General features: G+C 50.8%; 13 protein-coding genes and 2 rRNA genes. 4 read left to right on the forward strand and 11 right to left on the reverse strand.

Going from position 1 to position 15,594, the window contains the following annotated elements:
- Positions 1–203: 203 nt before the first annotated feature.
- The 3 genes from AAF564_19785 to AAF564_19795 form a co-directional block, all read right to left on the reverse strand.
- Complete coding sequence (locus AAF564_19785; protein MEM8487803.1) at positions 204–1,478, reverse strand: glutamate-5-semialdehyde dehydrogenase; 1,275 nt, start codon at positions 1,476–1,478, stop codon at positions 204–206.
- A complete protein-coding gene (gene proB, locus AAF564_19790; GenBank protein MEM8487804.1) occupies positions 1,469–2,590 on the reverse strand; it encodes a glutamate 5-kinase in 1,122 nt (373 codons plus the stop codon). The genes AAF564_19785 and proB overlap by 10 nt, the downstream gene beginning before the upstream one ends.
- A 73-nt stretch (positions 2,591–2,663) precedes the next feature.
- On the reverse strand, positions 2,664–3,827 hold the full coding sequence (locus AAF564_19795) for a cysteine desulfurase family protein (GenBank protein MEM8487805.1): 1,164 nt from the start codon (positions 3,825–3,827) through the stop codon (positions 2,664–2,666).
- 155 nt (positions 3,828–3,982) lie between these two features.
- Between AAF564_19795 and AAF564_19800 the strand changes: the two genes are divergently transcribed.
- Both AAF564_19800 and AAF564_19805 read left to right on the forward strand, forming a co-directional pair.
- The gene (locus AAF564_19800) at positions 3,983–5,599 is read left to right on the forward strand and encodes an amidohydrolase family protein (protein ID MEM8487806.1); all 1,617 of its coding nucleotides are present in this window, start codon (positions 3,983–3,985) and stop codon (positions 5,597–5,599) included.
- A gap of 50 nt (positions 5,600–5,649) precedes the next feature.
- Complete coding sequence (locus AAF564_19805; GenBank protein ID MEM8487807.1) at positions 5,650–6,090, forward strand: hypothetical protein; 441 nt, start codon at positions 5,650–5,652, stop codon at positions 6,088–6,090.
- A 217-nt stretch (positions 6,091–6,307) separates the two neighbouring features.
- Here AAF564_19805 and pdxH read toward each other — a convergent pair whose 3' ends face one another.
- Positions 6,308–6,958: a pyridoxamine 5'-phosphate oxidase gene (gene pdxH, locus AAF564_19810; GenBank protein MEM8487808.1), complete on the reverse strand. Its 651-nt coding sequence runs from the start codon at positions 6,956–6,958 to the stop codon at positions 6,308–6,310.
- Between the two features lie 61 nt (positions 6,959–7,019).
- Here pdxH and AAF564_19815 point away from each other — a divergent pair, with 61 nt between their 5' ends.
- Positions 7,020–8,156: a PLP-dependent aspartate aminotransferase family protein gene (locus AAF564_19815; protein MEM8487809.1), complete on the forward strand. Its 1,137-nt coding sequence runs from the start codon at positions 7,020–7,022 to the stop codon at positions 8,154–8,156.
- Between the two features lie 108 nt (positions 8,157–8,264).
- Entirely contained in the window at positions 8,265–9,125 is an 861-nt protein-coding gene (locus tag AAF564_19820) for a proline dehydrogenase family protein (protein ID MEM8487810.1), read from the forward strand.
- Here the strand turns inward: AAF564_19820 and AAF564_19825 are convergent.
- The 7 genes from AAF564_19825 to AAF564_19855 form a co-directional block, all read right to left on the reverse strand.
- Complete coding sequence (locus AAF564_19825; GenBank protein MEM8487811.1) at positions 9,100–9,567, reverse strand: BON domain-containing protein; 468 nt, start codon at positions 9,565–9,567, stop codon at positions 9,100–9,102. The genes AAF564_19820 and AAF564_19825 overlap by 26 nt on opposite strands.
- 48 nt (positions 9,568–9,615) lie before the next feature.
- Positions 9,616–10,605 (reverse strand): thioredoxin-disulfide reductase, encoded by a 990-nt coding sequence (gene trxB, locus AAF564_19830; GenBank protein ID MEM8487812.1) that lies wholly within the window; start codon positions 10,603–10,605, stop codon positions 9,616–9,618.
- A 164-nt stretch (positions 10,606–10,769) separates the two neighbouring features.
- Positions 10,770–11,114 (reverse strand): thioredoxin, encoded by a 345-nt coding sequence (gene trxA, locus AAF564_19835; protein ID MEM8487813.1) that lies wholly within the window; start codon positions 11,112–11,114, stop codon positions 10,770–10,772.
- A 159-nt stretch (positions 11,115–11,273) separates the two neighbouring features.
- Positions 11,274–13,544, reverse strand: coding sequence for a phosphoribosylformylglycinamidine synthase subunit PurL (gene purL, locus AAF564_19840; protein ID MEM8487814.1), 2,271 nt, complete (start codon positions 13,542–13,544; stop codon positions 11,274–11,276).
- Positions 13,545–13,670: 126 nt separating this feature from the next.
- Positions 13,671–14,894, reverse strand: coding sequence for a helix-turn-helix domain-containing protein (locus tag AAF564_19845; GenBank protein ID MEM8487815.1), 1,224 nt, complete (start codon positions 14,892–14,894; stop codon positions 13,671–13,673).
- Between the two features lie 249 nt (positions 14,895–15,143).
- Positions 15,144–15,253: ribosomal RNA gene (gene rrf / locus AAF564_19850) — 5S ribosomal RNA — on the reverse strand.
- Between the two features lie 83 nt (positions 15,254–15,336).
- Positions 15,337–15,594, reverse strand: a 23S ribosomal RNA gene (locus AAF564_19855); the annotation flags it as partial.

A 15,594-nucleotide genomic window follows, 5' to 3' on the forward strand; every position in this document is an offset into this window, starting at 1 on the left:
GACAAAAGGCCCCGGAGACACATCTATTGAGCGCAATGTACTTTATGGTATCCCCGCACATTGGATAAATAAATTTTTCTGAACACCCCTGATTCGGTGTTCGATATTCAACAAGGTTTGTCAGTCTTCAAGAGATCCTTCGCGTTGCGCAGGATGACATGTGAGAAGCAGACTGCTATTCCCCAATCAACATACCGGATCACTCACTTCCGAACGTGTCCCTGGCCGACACCAATCCACTTGTACGTTGTGAGTTCTTCGAGTCCCATGGGGCCGCGGGCATGCAGTTTTTGTGTACTGACGGCTACTTCGGCGCCGAGACCAAACTGGCCACCGTCGTTGAAACGGGTACTGGCATTTACAAATACAGCCGAAGAGTTCACCTCGTTTACAAACTGATCAGCCCGCTCCACGTTGTTGGTCACGATGCTGTCGGAGTGGTCCATGCTGTTTTCATGGATGTGCAGGATGGCTTCGTCGATGGTGTCGACAAGCTTGATCCCCAGGACAAGTGACATCCATTCCGTACTAAAATCGTCAGGGCCGGCCAGCGTTGCATGCTCATCCAAACCATTGGCTTTCAGTACGTCCATTACCTCGGCAGTCACACGCAGCGTAACAGGGTGCGCATTGAGTCGGCGCGCGATCGCCGGCACAACCTGTTCAGCCATCGCGCGGTGGACGAGTACCGTATCAAGCGCATTACATACGCTGGGACGCTGTACCTTCGCATTTTCAACAATATTGACCGCCTTTTCGACATCCCCACTTTCATCTACGTACACGTGGCAAATGCCAATACCGCCCGTAATCACAGGAATGGTGCTTTGCTCTTTGCACCTCCGATGTAAGCCGGCACCGCCGCGCGGAATAATGACGTCTACATACGCATCCATCCGGAGCAACTCTCCAACAAGCGCCCGGTCCGGATTTTCGATGTATTGCACGGCATGCTCAGAAATACCAGAAGCTTTTAAAGCAGACTGAATGACTTCCACCAGTGCAAGGTTGCTTCGCAGAGTTTCGCTACCGCCACGTAAAATGGAAGCATTGCCTGTTTTGAGGCAAAGAGAAGCGATATCAATGGTTACATTTGGACGCGCTTCGTAGATCACGCCAATCACGCCAAGTGGAATGCGCCGGCGGGTTACACGCAACCCGTGCTCAAGCACGCGACTTTCAATATCAGATCCCACGGGATCTTTGAGCGTAGCCACCTGGCGCACATCTGCTGCAAGTTTGGCGATGCGGGCCTTGGTAAGCAACAAACGGTCAAGCAAAGCCTCACTCAGGCCTTTGTTTTTACCATCTTCAATGTCGAGTGCATTGGCTTGCAAGACGTGACTGGCCTGTGCTTCCAGTGCGTCTGCGATGGCAAGCAAGGCATCATTTTTTTGCGCTGTTTTGAGTACGGCAAGCGCGCGACTCGCCGCCTGTGCCTGTTTGCCGATGGCTTGCAGATCAGTAATTACTTCCATGTCTGTGCGTCTTCAATAAGGAGAATGAGATCATCGCGGTGCACTGCCGGCCCGTACCAGTATCCCAGAAAATCGGAAATTTCTTCATGGCGCAGCCCTTTTACTTTCAGGAGATCCACGCCGTCATAACGTACAATGCCGCGGGCCACTTCCTCTTCATCAGGTCCTTTGACCATTACAGTATCTCCGCGAACAAACGACCCTTCAATAGCGGTAATGCCTTCTGACAAAAGGCTACCCCCAGTCGACTTGAGTGCCTCAACGGTTTTTGCGTCAACATGCAGGGTACCAACCGGGGAGGGACCGGCAAATATCCAGCGCTTACGCTGATCAAGGGGGTTGGCAAGGGCCGGAAAACGCGTCCCGACAGCTTCACCGCCGGCAATGCGCAGAATTACATTTTCTGCGCTACCTGCCGCTATAACTACATCGATGCCGGCGCGGCGGGCCACATCGGCTGCCTGTAATTTGGTAGCCATACCACCTATACCGAGCCCACTTACACTTTCGCCGGCGAGGCCGCGCAGCGTTTCGTCAATCGTGTGCACCTCAGGAATAAGTTGCGCCTCCGGGTCTTTACGTGGATCTGCAGTAAACAATCCAGGCTGATCGGTTAACAAAATTAGCAGGTCGGCTTCAGCAAGCAAGGCAACCAAAGCCGACAGGTTATCATTATCCCCAACTTTGATCTCTGCTGTTGCTACAGCATCGTTTTCATTTACAACAGGCACAACGCGGTTGTTGATGAGTTCGTGGAGCGCGTCGTGTGCATTCAGAAATCGTTCGCGATCCTGTACATCAGCACGCGTCAACAACATTTGGCCGACGTGAATCTGGTAAATTTCGAAAAATTTCTCCCACGTCCGCATAAGTCCGCTTTGGCCTACCGCAGCCAGCATCTGGCGTACGGCCATGGTTTCTTCCAACTTGGGAAAGCCCATTTTCTCACGGCCGGCAGCAATGGCACCAGACGAACACAGTATAATTTCACTTCCCTGCTGGTGTAGTGCAGCGCACTGCCTGACGAGTTCAACCATATGCGCCCGATCGAGGAAGGCCGTGCCCCCTGTCAGTACGCTCGTTCCCAATTTGACAACTATACGCTTGTACATGGCCTGATGTACCTGGTAGAAAGATCTGCTAAATACCCCGATAGCGGAGTATAATCCTCTGTATCGGTGTTACTTAAGGATTCGTTACAGCTACTTTTGCGTGCAGGTAGTTTACTTTCTCGATGATCTCCCCTGTTGCAAATTCAACCTCTTCTTCCGTAGTAAATCGCCCAAAGCTTATGCGAAGCGTAGCATAAGCCTCCGCATCGGTTAATCCCATGGCTTTGAGGACGTGGCTCGGATTTCCGGTACCAGTTGAGCAAGCGCTGCCGGTTGACATAGCAAGGCTCCGGAGCTCAGTTACTAGATTGGCTGCAGTCACGCCCGGAAATGCCAGATTAGAGACGTGCGGCAAGCGTGGGGCACCGCCGCCATTAATTTTGACAAACGGTAGCGCATCGGTAAGTTGTTGTTCAAAACGGTCGCGCAGGGTAGCAAGCCGGCTGGCTTCAGCGTCACCTTCTTCAGTTGCAATTCGCGCGGCTGCGCCAAACCCCACAATACCGGGCACATTGGTTGTGCCGGCACGCATGCCGTCTTCCTGGGATCCCCCGTCGATAAGCGGCACCAAACGCACACGCGGATTACGCTTGCGTACAAACAGTCCACCAATGCCTTTCGGGCCATACAGTTTGTGTGCGGTGCAGGTAAACAAATCTACCTCAGAGGCATCAACAGGGATTTTGCCATAAGCTTGCGTAGCATCTGTCATAAATAAGATGCCCCGTGACCGCACCCGCGAGGCGAGTTCACGAACTGGCTGAATAACGCCTGTTTCATTGTTTGCCCACATAACAGAAACAAGTATCGTCTCCTCGGTAATTGCCGCCTCCAGTTCATCCGGATCAACCAACCCGTTGACATCTACGTCAAGCATTGTTGTCTCGATACCTTCGCGAGCAAGTACTTTGCAGGCATTTAATACGCCTTTATGCTCTGTCTTCACCGTGACAATATGATTGCCCTTCTTCCGATAGGTCGTAGCAACGCCTTTGATCGCTGTATTCAACGACTCGGTGGCTCCGCCTGTAAAATAGACGGCTGCTGAATCCGCTCCCATCAAATCAGCTACAGATGCGCGGGCAATTTTCACAGCCTCTGCTGCGGCCCATCCAAACGCATGCCCCTTGCTTGATGCATTGCCGTAATGCTCGGTAAAAAAGGGTACCATTGCTTCAACCACACGAGGATCTACCGGCGTGGTGGCATTATAGTCTAGATAAACGGGACGTTTCATAGGCGTTTATGGATGGTTTGTTATTTATACGATCCAAATAAACATAAGTACCCCGCTGCACAGGTAGGGATTTGTACAACAGGTGCAAAGATCCTATCGACAAAGAATTTCCCTATCTTCCTGCATCATCCGCTTACACACCGATCAGCAAACCCATGATAGCGAGACAAACTACCTACCTGCTACTGCTAGGTATCTTTTTCTTCTTCATCCCGGTGGCCCTGGGCCAGGTAAAACCGGCACCAGAGCGGGCAGAAGGCGAAGGCCCATACGATCGCCTCATTCTACGGGGAGGCATTGTTATTGACGGTACCGGAGCACCTCCGGTTGGTCCGGTAGACATCGTGGTAGAACAAGACCGGATTGTCCAAATAAGGCCCGTTGGTTACCCTGATGGGGCTGGAGACAATTTGTATAACCAAAACCGGCCAGAAGCGGGAGATAAAGAAATTGATGTAAGCGGGATGTACATCTTGCCGGGATTTGTTGACATGCACGGGCATACTGGTGGGCGGAGTCAGGGTACGCCGGCTGAGTATGTATTAAAGCTCTGGATGGCCCACGGGATCACGACGGTTCGCGAGCCGGGAAGCGGGAATGGTATCGACTGGACCCTTGAGCACCGTGAAAAAAGTGCGGCTGGGGAAATAACAGCACCTCGTTTCTTCGTGTACGCGCGATTTGGGACGGGCTGGGACAAGCGTATTGTTACGCCAGATGATGCGCGCGAATGGGTTCGGTTTGTTAAGCAAAAAGGAGCTGACGGCATCAAGTTTGGCGGCGCGGCGCCCGAGTTGCTGCAAGCTGCGTTGGACGAAGCCAACAAGCTAGGGCTGGGTACTGCGATGCATCACGCCCAATTGTATGTTGCCCGCGCCAATGTGCTCGACTCAGCTACCTGGGGCCTCACAACCATGGAGCATTGGTATGGCTTGCCCGAAGCGCTGTTCACAGATCGTACGGTACAGGATTTTCCACTCGACTACAACTACAACAACGAGCAGCACCGTTTCGGCGAAGCCGGTCGGTTGTGGGAGCAAGCCGCCGAGCCATTCTCCAACCATTGGAACGTAGTAATGGACTCCCTGATTTCGCTTGACTTCACCCTCGTCCCAACCATGACAATCTATGAAGCAAGCCGTGACCTGATGCGCGCGATGCGTGCTGAGTGGCATGCCGAATACACCTTACCTTCTCTCTGGAATTTCTATACACCAAGCCGGCGGGCACATGGGTCGTACTGGTTTTACTGGGGTACCGAAGAAGAAATCAATTGGAAAAAGAACTACCAGTTGTGGATGACTTTTCTGAATGAATACAAAAACCGGGGGGGACGTGTTGCTACTGGAAGCGACTCGGGCTTCATCTACAAGCTATACGGGTTTGACTATATCCGTGAACTGGAGCTCCTGCGCGAATCGGGCTTCCATCCCCTTGAAGTGATCTGGTCGGCTACGCTGAAAGGCGCAGAAGCCCTTGGGGCAGCGGATGACATTGGCAGTATTCAGACAGGCAAAAAAGCCGACTTTGTCATTCTAGAAGAAAATCCGCTGCAAAACCTCAAAGTGCTTTATGGTACAGGCACTATTAAACTCAACGATGAGACCGGCGCTGTTGAGCGCGTTGGAGGCGTCAAATATACCATCAAAGATGGCGTGATTTACGATGCTAAACAAATGCTGGAAGATGTAAAAGCCATGGTACGGGCAGCAAAAACGGAAGCAGGCTTGTCTCCAGATAAACCCCTTCCGGATCCATCTACAGGTAAATAACGGTATGAAATCAGGGGGGCGGGTGTCTACTTACCCAAACCCCTGATCTCATGAAATACGCACTCTTCACGGTAACACTTCTTTTTACAACAGCCTCTGCCGGCCAACCCATCGCGGATTCGTTGCTGGTTTGGGAAGGCTACTTTAGTCAGGGCCAAACGCAGGTTAGCATTTACCCCAACCCGGCTGATACAAGCCGTCCGTATACGCTGGTTTTACGCGAGCTTGCAACCAACAAAGGCCCATCAACGGTTGACGACCTGGCCTATCTGGCAGAAGAGGCCGGGCGTTCCTTTCAATTAGACCCGTCCAAAGTTAACTGGATTTTGCACTGGGGTGCCTTCAGTTTTGAGGGCGCCGCAAAAACACGAAAGGAAATTTTCTTGCGGGCAACGTTCAAACGTACGAAGAACCGGCATCTTGGGCGGCCGCAGTGGCGGCTTGTCACCAGAGAGGAAGTAGAATTGCTTACAGATCGTGCCTTCTACTAACACAAAAACCAAAACTTCTACAAATAGGCAAGGCACCGAGACCAAAGTATGCGTGGATGGTCTCGGTGCCTATGAACCACTCATCGGAAGACACATAAGCCCTTACGGGAGCTTAAACAGCAAAGTTACGGTTACCCCGATTTTTTTGTGCATTGCTGTTATTAATTAGCTAAACGAACGGACATCAAGCTTTAGTATGCGCGTGTCTTGGACACAGTTATGGCGCAAGGCGCTCGATAACCCATTGTCCATCCGACGTTGCCCGAAACAGGATTCGGTCGTGTAATCTGCTGGGCCGGCCCTGCCAAAATTCGATAGCGTCTGGCTGCAGGCAATATCCACCCCAATGTGCGGGACGCGGCACTGGCTTGTCAGCATACTCCGCTGAGTATTGCGCCAACGCTTCTTCAAGGTCTTTGCGGTTCTCTACAACCTCACTTTGAGGGGAGGCCCAGGCGCCAAGTTTGCTTCCCCTCGGCCGGGATTGGTAATACGCATCGGATGTTGCGTCAGACACCTTTGTCACCACCCCCTCAACCCGAACCTGCCGGGATAATGAAGGCCACAGAAAAACCATGGCAGCATAAGGATTCTCTGCCAGCTCCTGGCCTTTACGCCCGTTATAATTTGTGTAGAAAACGAATCCCGTCTGCGTTACAGCCTTGAGCAATACAATGCGGGCAGAAGGCCGGCCCGCTTTAGATGCTGTTGCAAGGGTCAGGGCGTTAGGTTGACTAATGCCGGCATCCACTGCTTCCTGCATCCACTGCTCAAACTGCACAATTGGATTGCTATCTACTTCATGCACTGTAAGCCCTTCCCGTTCATACCCTTCACGGATATCTGCAATATTTACATCAATTGACATCTGGTTTTCCTTTATTCTGCAAACGAACTGCGTAATTCAACAACTAACTCATCCACCTGGAATGCCTCACATCGAAACGCTACTCGCACAATCTGGTTGCGTCGAAGATCCAGACACAGGTGCCCTCGTTGCTCCCATACACCTTTCAACAACCTTCATTCGCGATGCAGACGGTTCGTATCCCCGCGGATTCATGTATAGCAGGGATAACAACCCAACGCGGCAACTGTTCGAATCAACACTCGCGCGTATAGAAGGCGGAGTAGCTTGTGCAGCCTTTTCCTCGGGTATGGCCGCTGCAACAGCAATCTTCCAAGCCCTCAAACCTGGAGATCATGTATTGTTACCCGACGACGTGTACCATGGCGCCCGGTTCGTAGCAACTGAACTATTCGAGACCTGGGGACTCGAAATTAGTCAGGTAGACATGGAGAACCTGCAGGCAGTGCAAGAGGCTATTCGTCCGAATACAATGCTTGTATGGATCGAAACACCTTCCAACCCACTCCTCAAAATTACGGACATTTCGGCTGTAGCAAAACTTGCCCATGCCAACAATGCGCAAGTTGTCGTTGATGGCGCCTGGACCACTCCGTTGCTGCAATTACCCCTTGACCACGGAGCGGACCTGGTGCTGCATTCTGTAACAAAATACCTTGCCGGCCACTCGGATGTATTGGGCGGAGCAGTAGTTACCCGCTCAGCCTCTCCTCTTTTTGACCGACTCCGCGTTGTTCAAAAAGCCGGCGGAGCAGTCATGGACCCGTTTAGTGCCTGGCTTGCACTACGCGGTATGCGCTCACTTGCAGCCAGGATGCAGGTACAAACCAAAAACGCAAACCAGTTGGCGAACATCCTGCATGATCATCCGCGGGTAGCCCAGGTTCACTATCCTGCGCTGACTTCGCACAGTGGCCATGCTGTGGCTAAAAAGCAAATGAAACAGTATGGCGGTATGTTGTCCTTTGAGGTCGCAGGTACGCCAGAGGAAGCCAAACAAGTTGCGCACAGTACCCGCATCTTTAAACCGGCTACGAGCCTTGGCGGTACAGAAAGCCTGATTGAACACCGTGCTTCCATTGAGACACCGCCAACCAAAACACCAGACACGCTGCTTCGCGTATCAGTTGGACTTGAACATATTGAGGATTTATTGATGGATCTCGAACAAGCCATCAATAAGGTGGTTGATGCGTAAAAATGTTGCTTTTGCTGGGGCAAGGCAACCCACCATTTGGTCATCCTTTACACATTGCAGCAATGCTACGCTGCTTGTACACATAGCAGCTAGAAATAGCAGACAGACATGAAGCTCCCATTCTTCCTGGCACAACGCTTCGTAGCCGGCGAATCCTTTGATAAGGCTTTGCCAGCCATCAGGGTACTAACTGATCAACAGCTTTTTGTTACCCTCGACTTGCTCGGCGAGTATATCACTGACAGAAAAATTGCCAGCCGTGCACGTGATGCGTACATCAAGTTAGTCAAGGTTGTAAGCGAGTCGCGCAATTCTGAGCAAGAAGCCAGCATTTCGATCAAGCTATCGATGATGGGGCAGAAAATTGATGAAGACTTTTGCCGCGAAAACCTTCGTCAATTACTCGATACTGCCAAAGCAAACAATGTATTTGTCAGGCTCGATATGGAAGGTTCTGATATTACAGAATCCACCATCTCCCTTTTCGAATCTGTTTACCCCGACTATCCAGACCACGTTGGCATTGTGCTCCAGGCCTACCTAAAGCGAACAGCAAAGGATATCGACCGCATGTGTGAACTCAATGCACGGGTGCGTATTTGCAAAGGCGCTTACAAAGAGCCGGCAAACATCGCCTTTCAGGACATGGAAGAGATTCGATCCAGGTTCATGACCTATGCTACCCAGCTCATTGAGCATGCGCGGTATCCGGGCATCGCAACACACGATGATCGTCTAATCGAAGGGGTTAAAAAGTTTGTTCGGAAGCGAGAGATTCCAAAAGACACGTTTGAATTCCAGATGCTCTATGGCATCCGTCCGGAAACACAACTGGCGCTGAGAGATGAGGGATACAATATGCGCGTTTATATACCATTCGGGACAGAATGGTTGCCATATTTCACGCGCCGGCTACGCGAACGGAAGGAAAACGTTTGGTTTGTTATTCGGAACTTGATTCGGAAGTAGACGGAGACTGGGCTAACAACTTCAGCTCGCTTGTCACCGATTTCACACCCTTTACGCTTTGGGCGATACGAACAGCGCGACGTTGCTCTAGAATAGACGGCACCAATCCAGCAAGTATCACGTGCCCCTCTGTAGCTTGCACATCAAACTGAAGGTGCTCCAGGGTGCGCGTCCGAAATAATTTTTTACTGATTTGGGCGATCAGTGTGAGATCCTGTAATTGCTGAGCGACCGTGAGGGAGCGCTCGAGTGAATCTGCTACCACAATTGGAGGCGAAAAGGCTACCGAATCAGGTTTTATCAGATGCCGAGATGGGACAGGGGCAACCTGGCTTTGTTCAAAGCGTGCGCCGGCAGGCGTATTCGCTACCAGCAAGGCGTCCGCCAGAAAGGCGAGAACGCCAACAACAATGATGGTCAGTGCCAGGGGTTTTGCCTGCATAACAGCCCGGAGGCAGGTTAACTGATAACAGGTGGTGAGAACTGTGAGTTATACAGCTTCAGATAACGTTTTAACTCCGTGTTCAGCCAACCAGCGTTCCGCATCGATAGCTGCCATACAGCCTGTGCCGGCGGCCGTAATTGCCTGACGATATACGTGATCCTGCGCGTCTCCACACGCAAATACACCGGGAATGCTGGTATAGGTTGAGTCCGGTTGGGTTTTAATATAACCAAGATCGTCGGTCTCAAGCCAGTCTTTGAAGACATCGGTGTTAGGTTTATGTCCGATGGCCACAAAGAGCGCCCCAACATTCATGTCGGACTCTTCACCCGTAACACGGTTTTTAACCCGAATACCTTCAACCACTTTTTCCCCTTTTACGTCTACCACCTCGGTATTCCAGATCATCTCAACCTTTTCGTTTGATAGCACTCGGTCCTGCATGATTTGAGATGCACGCAAGGTATCACGGCGATGGATGACATACACTTTGGACGCAAAGCGGGTCAAGAACATCGCTTCTTCCATCGCCGTATCGCCACCGCCAACAACGGCAACCTCCACATTTCTGAAGAACGCACCATCACACGTTGCGCAAGCAGACACGCCATAGCCAAGCAGTCTGGATTCGTTTTCCAGGCCCAGATATCTTGCAGATGCACCTGTTGAGATAATTACTGTTTGTGCAACAACGGGTGTTTCTTCATCAACCAGCATACGAAACGGACGGGCAGACATGTCGATGTCCGTAACGGTTCCATAACGCAAGTCTGCACCAAAACGAGAAGCCTGTTTATCAAACAGCTCCATCATTTCCGGCCCCATGATTCCATTGGGAAAACCGGGAAAGTTTTCAACGTCAGTTGTTGTGATAAGCTGTCCACCTGGCTGGATACCCTGATAAACAACGGGCGCAAGATTGGCCCGGGCTGCATAAAGCGCAGCGGTAAGACCGGCAGGTCCGGATCCAATGATCACAACGTTTGCGTGTTCGGCGTTTTCGAAATCAAAGTTGCTAAATTTGGACAAATCCATGTTTGTATGCTGATTTTTCATGCTGCGCTAAACCGGCTCGATACTGCGCAGTGTACAAAAAACGGAAGAGGCTCACTACAAATGCGCAAGCCTCTTCCGGAACTATCTAGGAATACGGGCTACGCCGGCTGTTGCCGTTTGCAACCTGTTCAACCATATACCTCTTAGGCAGGCTGACCAACCAGCGCTTCCAGTTTGTCTGCAAGTACTTTTTTGGAAGCTGCACCAACCACCTGATCTACAACCTGGCCATCTTTGAAGAACAGCAGTGTAGGGATAGAGCGGATACCAAATTTCATTGGTACTTCAGGGTTATGGTCAACATCCATTTTAGCTACTTTAGCGCGGCCTTCAAATTCGTCAGCGAGCTGCTCGATTACAGGTGCAATCATGCGGCAAGGGCCACACCAGGTCGCCCAAAAATCAACTAAGACGGGAGCTCCTGAATCCATGACCTCCTCCTGAAAGTTGGCGTCAGACAGCGTTACGTATTTGGCATTGTCTGCCATGGCATTTGCCTCCAATGTATATGGTATAAAGAATTTCTATTGTTTGGTCTAGACGCTCAACATGAACGTCGGCTATTAGGTTTCTGATAGACACAAAAACGTTACAGCAACATGAGGCTCGACTTCAAAAATGTGCCAAATACATATTCGTGCATGTTTTTAGCCGCCGGCCATTAACGCTGGTATCGCAGATTCATAGGGGGACTCGAGGGCATCCGCTGAAATTTCCAGGAGCCCCTTCCCATGAACCCGTATTTCGAGCCCACCTGTTGTCACTACGCCAAGTTTTTGTACTTGGACCCCTTTTCCGGCTAGCATACGGTCTATTGCTGCGCGCGCACCAGACGAAGCCGTAAACACAATCCTGGACTGTGCCTCACCAAACAGCACGGCGTCAAGGCGCATACCATCAGTCTCAAGTGAAACCTGAGCACCCAGCCCATTGGAAAAAATGACATTTTCAGCCAAACAAACAGCCAGACCACCATCAGATACATCATGGGCGCTTTTTACAAGCCCATCCTGAATCATCGCATAGAGGGCTTTCTGAACCGCAACTTCTTCGTCTAATTCAAAGTGTGGTACATCACCCGCCGTGTTTTTATGTACCCAGGAGAGGTATTCAGAGCCATCAATTTCATTGCGATGCACCCAGGCTGCCGGAGTTAGTAGATAAACTTCATCGCCGGCACTTTTGAACGAAGCAGTGACGCGCTTATCAATGTCTTCAATAAGTCCCAACATGCCAATTGTGGGTGTTGGGAAAACGGCGCTCTCAGGGTTTTCATTGTAAAAAGATACATTCCCCCCAGTTACAGGTGTATTCAATGCCCGGCATGCATCACCCATGCCGCCCACTGCTTCTTTAAACACCCAATAAACATCTGGTTTATAAGGATTGCCGAAGTTAAGGCAGTTGGTAATGGCGAGCGGTTTACCGCCGGCACAGACAACGTTACGGGCAGCTTCGGAAACGGCAATTTGCCCCCCCTTGCGAGGATTCAAATACACATAGCGACCGTTGCAATCCGTTTTTACAGCAAGGCCTTTGTTCGTGCCTTTGATACGAACAATAGCAGCATCGCTGGCGCCTGGCCCAACAACCGTGTTGGTCCGTACCAGGCTGTCGTATTGTTCAAATACCCAGCGTTTTGATGCAATGTTTGGCGCGCCTAGCATCGTAAGTAGCATTTCGCCGGCATCCTGAGGCGCAAGATCTTGCACGGTTGCTGTTGAAAATGCGCGTGTATTTTCGAGGTACGCAGGTTTTTCCGTTTCACGATGGTATACAGGGGCACCTCCGCCTAACACAAGGTGTTCTGAGGGGACATCTGCAACTAGCTCGTCATGCCAGTAGACTTTGACCCGCTGCTCATCCGTGACGTACCCAATTTGCTTGGCGTGCAAATCCCACTTTTCAAACACTGCCTCCAGGTCTTTGGCTGCATGCGGTTCACAAACCACCAGCATGCGTTCCTGGCTTTCAGACAGCATAATTTCGTATGGCGTCATGCCCGTTTCTCGCACAGGTACTTTTTCGAGATGGAGTACCATGCCACTCTCACCTTTGGCGCTCATTTCGCAGGAAGAGCAGGTGATGCCGGCAGCGCCCATATCTTGCATACCAACCAGCAGTTTTTGCTGTATGATTTCCAGAGAAGCTTCAAGGAGCAGTTTTTCGGTGAAAGGATCACCTACCTGCACACTGGGGCGTTTGGCTTCGCTTTCTTCCGAAATTTCTTCAGAGGCAAACGTAGCGCCATGGATACCATCCCGACCGGTTGCAGAGCCTACGATGTACACAAAGTTGCCGGCGCCATATGAAATAGCCGATACCGTCTCCCCTGCTTTGACAACCCCGACACTCATGGCGTTAACCAGGGGATTGCCTTCATAAGAAGCATCAAAATAAACTTCTCCGGCCACGGTTGGTACGCCAAACGAATTTCCATAATCCCCAATACCACGAACTACACCGTCGAGTAAATAGCGAACGCGGGGCTCAGACAGGGAGCCGAACCTGAGGGAGTTTAGGGAGCAGATTGGGCGAGCCCCCATGGTGAAGATATCACGCTGGATGCCACCTACTCCAGTAGCTGCGCCCTGATACGGTTCAACAGCAGAAGGGTGGTTGTGCGATTCGATTTTAAAAGCAACTGCAAGTCCGTCGCCGATATCAACAAGGCCGGCATTTTCTTCGCCGGCTTCAACAAGCAGGCATTCTCCGTCGCGTGGAAGCTTTTTGAGTTCTGCAATCGAATTCTTGTAGGAGCAGTGTTCGCTCCACATTACAGAATAGATGCCCAACTCAACAAAAGTAGGCGTACGGCCCAGGGTATCCAGTATCCAACCGTACTCTTCTTCGGTAAGCCCGTGGTCGAGGGCGAGAGTCAGGTCTACTTGTGGTTCCTGCGGTCTGATTACAGACATATATTTATCAACGTCGTGCTTCTCGGGAAATAGTAGGCAGCAAAATACAAAACCAGAATGACCCGCGTAGCAGAACAGCTGTCAGGAAATGTCAATTCTCCATCAAGGATGGAGGTAGCGGTGATTTCAGGATCCGCGATATTCAGCAGGCGCTACACCAAAAGCCTGTTTAAAAACACGGTGGAAGTACTCTGGGCTGTGAAATCCAACCATACGTGCAATTTCCTGCACGTTGTGTTTTCCAGCGGTTAACAAGTCAGAAGCTTGTTTGAGGCGCTTTGTACGAATAAAACCAGCAGGGGAGAGCCGCGTTAGCTGACGGAGTCGGCCGTGTAGCTGCCTGATAGAAACATTGACTTCCTGGCCAAGGGTTTCCAGGCCAAACAGGCTATTTGAGAGGTTGTTTTCGACAACTGTGTGTACAGCGTCGAGAAACATGGTATCAGAAATCTGGGTGGTTGAATCTTCGCCGTTGATTTTTGGCCGCATAAGACCACCTGCTTTGAGGTAACCGCGGACGTCAACGAGGTTTTCAACGGATACGGCTAAGGCTTCTGGCTGTATGGGCGTAACCAGGTGATCATCGGTAGCCTGGACAAGCTTCGATACATCGTTTTTATTTCTGCCAGAAGTAAGCAAGAGAATCGGGATGTGCCAGAGGGCGGAATCCGATTTCAACTTGCGGCAGAACGCCATGGTGTCCTGCTTCGAGGTATGGGTGCCAAGGATGACGAGCGCCGGCCGTGCGATACGTGCAATGCGCAGCGCTTCATTGAGATCGCTGCTTTCCAATGCACTGTAGTAGCGATGAAGCTGGTTGGCGATGGCGGTACGCAAATCGCGGTTCTCATCAATGATGAGAATTTTGGGATTATTGCTGGCATGCCGCTGAACGCTGAATGGACTGGCAGTAAATGCTTCTGCAGGTTTGCTGCGAATCCGGGGCGCGTTATTGGCAATTTTATCGCGTACGATGCGGTTTTCAGGCAATCGTCGCTGAAGCTTTCTGGCTACAGCGCCAATTTCAGGTTTTTTCTTGCTTGCCAGTACTTCGGCATTGCGCGCTTTTTTCTGCGCGGCTTTGTCACGCCAGCGGAAAATGGAAAATAAAGTAACGGAAAGGAGCAATCCGTAGAGGACGTAGGAAAAAGGAACGCCAGAGGTAACGTCAGCGCCTTCAGCTTGTACCTGGGCAGCATCCTGAACGGCGGTTAAAAGGGAAAGTGTGTGTTGATCTGCGTATTCGAAACGGTTGAGAAGGGCGTTACCGTAAGAGAATTGGGTGCATGTAATGCATAACAGAGCAGACACCAGCAAAGCAAAACGAAAATCTTTAGGAGTCAGCACCATGATCGGGGAGCTCTGAGGCCTTTAGTTTAGGTCATGAAGGTATATTTGAAATGCCGGGGGGTGCACACAGGCATAAAATACCATTCTTTCAGATAGAATGCTGGAATAATCGTGAAGATTTAGCACGATCCAGCTTCTTGCCGGCTGATTAAGTGTTTACTAATAGTAGGCCAAGAAGTTTTCGATGGGGTAGGGGGAAATGAAGAAAGCCCGTATATCAAACGATATACGGGCTTTTCTTAAAAAGAATCTCGGCAACGACCTACTCTCCCACCTAGAGGCAGTACCATCGGCGCTACAGGGCTTAACTTCTCTGTTCGAAATGGGAAGAGGTGATCCCCTGTGCTACAGCCACCGAGAAATAAGATTTGACATGTAGTATGTTCTGAAAACGGTAATTCAATCCTGCTATGGATACTAAGATATACACTTGTAAAAAAAGTGGTTTAAGCCTCATGGGTAATTAGTACTGCTCGGCTCAACATGTTACCATGCTTAGACCTACAGCCTATCAACGTCATAGTCTATAACGACCCATAGGGGAAACCTAGTCTTGCAGTTGGCTTCGTGCTTAGATGCTTTCAGCGCTTATCCAATCCGAACGTAGCTACCCTGCGATGCAGCTGGCGCCACAACAGGTACACTAGAGGTTCGTCCACTCCGGTCCTCTCGTACTAGGAGCAGCTCTGCGCAAGTTTCC

Source organism: Bacteroidota bacterium (assembly GCA_039111535.1).
Lineage (GTDB): Bacteria > Bacteroidota > Rhodothermia > Rhodothermales > JAHQVL01 > JBCCIM01.

Coding starts and splice junctions, on each gene's coding strand:
- AAF564_19785 (MEM8487803.1), bottom strand. CDS start 1,478: ATGGAAGTAATTACTGATCTGCAAGCCATCGGCAAACAGGCACAGGCG.
- proB (MEM8487804.1), bottom strand. CDS start 2,590: ATGTACAAGCGTATAGTTGTCAAATTGGGAACGAGCGTACTGACAGGG.
- AAF564_19795 (MEM8487805.1), bottom strand. CDS start 3,827: ATGAAACGTCCCGTTTATCTAGACTATAATGCCACCACGCCGGTAGAT.
- AAF564_19800 (MEM8487806.1), top strand. CDS start 3,983: ATGATAGCGAGACAAACTACCTACCTGCTACTGCTAGGTATCTTTTTC.
- AAF564_19805 (MEM8487807.1), top strand. CDS start 5,650: ATGAAATACGCACTCTTCACGGTAACACTTCTTTTTACAACAGCCTCT.
- pdxH (MEM8487808.1), bottom strand. CDS start 6,958: ATGTCAATTGATGTAAATATTGCAGATATCCGTGAAGGGTATGAACGG.
- AAF564_19815 (MEM8487809.1), top strand. CDS start 7,020: ATGCCTCACATCGAAACGCTACTCGCACAATCTGGTTGCGTCGAAGAT.
- AAF564_19820 (MEM8487810.1), top strand. CDS start 8,265: ATGAAGCTCCCATTCTTCCTGGCACAACGCTTCGTAGCCGGCGAATCC.
- AAF564_19825 (MEM8487811.1), bottom strand. CDS start 9,567: ATGCAGGCAAAACCCCTGGCACTGACCATCATTGTTGTTGGCGTTCTC.
- trxB (MEM8487812.1), bottom strand. CDS start 10,605: ATGGATTTGTCCAAATTTAGCAACTTTGATTTCGAAAACGCCGAACAC.
- trxA (MEM8487813.1), bottom strand. CDS start 11,114: ATGGCAGACAATGCCAAATACGTAACGCTGTCTGACGCCAACTTTCAG.
- purL (MEM8487814.1), bottom strand. CDS start 13,544: ATGTCTGTAATCAGACCGCAGGAACCACAAGTAGACCTGACTCTCGCC.
- AAF564_19845 (MEM8487815.1), bottom strand. CDS start 14,894: ATGGTGCTGACTCCTAAAGATTTTCGTTTTGCTTTGCTGGTGTCTGCT.